At 60.4% G+C, this 3370-nt stretch carries 5 protein-coding genes and 1 pseudogene; 5 read left to right on the top strand and 1 reads right to left on the bottom strand.

Annotated features, from left to right (window positions below; genetic code table 11):
* Positions 1 to 279: 279 nt before the first annotated feature.
* Genes A3840_RS14235 through A3840_RS14215 form a run of 5 tightly spaced genes read left to right on the top strand, consistent with a single transcriptional unit; the run spans position 280 to position 3078 of the window.
* Positions 280 to 744 carry a hypothetical protein gene (locus A3840_RS14235; RefSeq protein WP_067458120.1) on the top strand — a complete coding sequence of 155 codons (465 nt, stop codon included), beginning with the start codon at positions 280 to 282 and terminating at the stop codon, positions 742 to 744.
* Complete coding sequence (locus A3840_RS14230; protein WP_067458117.1) at positions 741 to 1220, top strand: hypothetical protein; 480 nt, start codon at positions 741 to 743, stop codon at positions 1218 to 1220. Before A3840_RS14235 ends, A3840_RS14230 begins: the two co-directional genes overlap by 4 nt.
* Positions 1217 to 1573 (top strand): hypothetical protein, encoded by a 357-nt coding sequence (locus A3840_RS14225; RefSeq protein WP_131798337.1) that lies wholly within the window; start codon positions 1217 to 1219, stop codon positions 1571 to 1573. Before A3840_RS14230 ends, A3840_RS14225 begins: the two co-directional genes overlap by 4 nt.
* Positions 1574 to 1630: 57 nt before the next feature.
* A complete protein-coding gene (locus A3840_RS14220) occupies positions 1631 to 2260 on the top strand; it encodes a metallophosphoesterase (RefSeq protein WP_067458111.1) in 630 nt (209 codons plus the stop codon).
* Entirely contained in the window at positions 2257 to 3078 is an 822-nt protein-coding gene (locus A3840_RS14215) for a metallophosphoesterase (protein ID WP_067458108.1), read from the top strand. The genes A3840_RS14220 and A3840_RS14215 overlap by 4 nt, the downstream gene beginning before the upstream one ends.
* 30 nt (positions 3079 to 3108) lie before the next feature.
* On the opposite strand, the pseudogene A3840_RS19885 reads toward A3840_RS14215, so the two are convergent.
* A pseudogene (locus A3840_RS19885) lies at positions 3109 to 3370 on the bottom strand (hypothetical protein); the annotation flags it as partial.

The raw sequence follows: 3370 nt of genomic DNA, 5'->3' as shown, positions 1-3370 counted from the left end.
TTAAGCCGATTTGGTCCCATCAGTGCTGACGCCGGACACACAGCAGCCATCATCATGGGAGCACTCTGATGGTCCGTACACCACGCCACCAACAGAAGACCGTTGCACTCTACTCGCCTGTCGAGAACGTCGATTGGATCGAAGGCGTCCATTACCGTGTCGACGGTCGAGGTCGGGTGCAGATTGTAGCGTTCCCCGAGGGAGTAAGGACCCGGATCGATCCCGAAACCGGGAAGTGCAAACCACCCATGAGATCACGATGAGCTGGGGAGTAGCATAATGGTCCCGACACCACGCCGCCACCTGAACACCGCCGCCATGCGTCTCCCGACGTCGCAGCTCCTCGACGCCATCGAGGATTTCCGCGACTTCGCATATGCCGTCGAGGCCGCCGCGAAGAACCGCTCGAAGGCAGATGCGCTCAACGATCCCGTCAATCCTACCTACGTGATCTCGCGCATGGAGATCGATGCGCGGCCGGCCGGTCGCGACGCCATGACGACGACTGTCACATTGAAGACGCCCCCAGAACCGACGCGGGCCGAGATGCTTGCCATGGTCGAGAAGCTCCGCGCAAGCCCAGTCGCACGGAAGTGGCTGGCGGCACAGAAGCTCGCTCGGGCGATGTCGTTCGATCCGATCGGAGATCACGTGCGCGAACACCGGCCTCGCGGCGGGCACATCCAGATCGATGACGCTGGTGACCCGGATGGCGGCTGGTTGGGGAAGGGAGACCGGTCATGAAATCCCCGGACACCATCTTAAAAATCCTCACCAGCAAACGGGATGAGGATGGCTATCCGATCTATATCGAGATGACGCAAGGCGAGCTGGACGCAAAGAATAAGCGTCGTGAGGAGCTTCGGCGCAACTATCAGCCGACGCCAGCCGAGGCGGCACTGCTGACCGCGCTCGAGGAGCACATGACGTACGACGTCGATGCTTTCGGCGTGGATGCCTACACTGCCCACCAGATAGCGTCGGCGCTCACCGCTGCCGGTTTCGAGATCGTGCCCGCAACGAAGTCTGAGCCAGATACCGCGGAGGAACGTCGACGTCGGGAAGTCTCCATCATGACGGCGTTCACATACGACGATCTCCGCGCGAAGCTCTTGTCGATGTCGTCCGATGAAGCCGCCGCCGAATTGAAGGTGTCGGTCGCGCTGATAGAGGAATTTCGTGGGCGGCTGGGCATCGTCGATTGGAGGCCAAGGTCATGAACACCACCGCCATCAAGGCCCTCGAACGCGCGCTGCACGAAATCGACGGTATCCAGAACGCCAAGTGGGGCGATCCCGATTTCGAGGGGCTGCGCGTCGACATCAAGACTGCGCTCGACAGCCTGCGCCAGCAGCCGGTCGTCTACAACGACCTGACGCTGCATCCTCGGCTGATGCGCGAGATCGCCAAATTTCCCACGGCCGCCGCCGCCGCGAAAGCGTGGGGCATCAGCAGACAGACGCTGCACGCCGCCGTCAACGGAACCGGCGACAAACCCGTGCCGCCGTCGATCCTGCGGAAGATCGGACTCGAACGAGTGCCGGCCGGCCTGCGGCAATACCGCGAAATCTAGCACGTGTGCCTTGCTGAGTTCCGGGGCATACCCTTGGTCTCACAGGAGACATCCATAATGGCCAGGCGCCGCGCTCTCGAAATCCGCCCTAGCGATCGCTTTATCGCTGACACCCACTTCTCACATCAGAGCATGCTCACTCAGTGCGCTCGTCCGTTCGACACCGTCGACGAGATGAATCAGCACATGATCGAGAGCTGGAATGCAGTGGTCGACGATGACACCGTCGTGTGGCACTTGGGCGACTTCAGCTGGTGGAAGCAGCCGCAGCAAGAGTACGCCGTCATTTTCGACCAGCTCCGAGGCCGCAAGAGGCTGCTGATCGGCAATCATGACCCCGAGCCCGTGATGAAGCTCAAGTGGGACCAGATCTACATGGGTGTTGTGATCGGGCATGAAAAGTCGTCCGACACCAAGGTTGCTCTGTCGCATTATCCGATGCGTGAATGGCCAGAGTTCTTCCGCGGCGCCATCCATTTCCACGGCCACACGCACTCGAACCTGCCGTCGTCGAATCGCAGTTGGGACGTTGGCGTTGACAACCAAGGCTACGTCCCACTGACCCTCTCCGAGATTCGCGCGCGCATGGACCTGCTGCCGAATCTCGATTTCGTCGGCGTGGAATCCCCGGACTTCGTCGTCGGGCGCAAGGGCGATGACGTCGAAGCGATCGAGGTGAAGCCATGAGACTGTGGTTGTTGTCAGATCTGCACGACGAGATCGCGCCATACAACGCAAACTACTATGGCCCGCCGCCCGATGTCGACCTTTGCCTTGCCGCCGGCGACATCACGCGAGGCGGGCGGGCCCATGTCGAGTATTTGCAGGAATTCATCGCTCCACACGCTCGCCACGGGGTCTGCAGTGTGCTCGGCAATCATGAATTCTATCGGTCATCGATCGAGCGGGAGCGCATCGAGGCCGGCCGCGCCGCGGTCCAATCCGATGTGCACGTCCTCGATGACATGGTGTGGACGATCGGCTCGGTGCGTTTCGTCGGCTGCACGTTGTGGACGGACTATTCGCTTTTCAATGCCGACGAAGATCCGCTCGTTCTCGACAGCTACATGGCAACGGCCCGCTTCGGCCTAAATGACCATCGCAAGATCCGACTTGTCGACAGCAGCTCCCGCCCATTCATCCCGCAGCACGCCCGCGAGATCCACAAAAAGTCCGTCGCCTTCCTCGACGAAGTGCTCAGTCAGCGATTTGACGGCCAAACCGTGGTCTTGAGCCACCATGCACCCGCCCGGGGCAGCATCGCTCCTCAATATGCCAACGTCGGACTCACGGCAGCATATGTGAGCAGATTGGAATGGCTGATTGAGAAGCACCAGCCAGCTCTTTGGCTGCACGGCCACACGCATTCGAGTTTCGACTACAATATCGGCTCGACGCGGGTGATTGCAAATCCGCACGGGTATAGGAACGAGAACCGGCACGGCTTCAATCCGCACCTAGTCGTCGACCTGAACGATCTGACGCCAAAGCCGAATGTTCCTTAGCGCTGGCGCTCGAGTTCAGGATCTAGGGGTCTACACCCGTGGCACCGCAGGCGTGATAGCAGCCCGATCCTTCAGGATCGCTTTTTCAAACCACGGTGGCACAACCGAGATGCTGGAATCGAATACATTTTCGGGGAGCTCGCGCCAGAATTCCGGCATGGCGTCCGCGAGTGCTTGAAACTGATCCTCGCTGACTCTGAGCGCAGTATGATCACGTAGGGAGACATCTGAGAGGCTTCCTCCGTCTCCCGCGATGGAGTGGACCCCATTTCGCCGGACAGCTGGCGGTTGG

This window comes from Devosia elaeis (assembly GCF_001650025.1).
In the GTDB taxonomy this organism is placed as follows: domain Bacteria; phylum Pseudomonadota; class Alphaproteobacteria; order Rhizobiales; family Devosiaceae; genus Devosia; species Devosia elaeis.
Note: the sequence above shows the minus strand (reverse complement) of the source record. Positions and strands in the feature narration are given on the sequence as shown.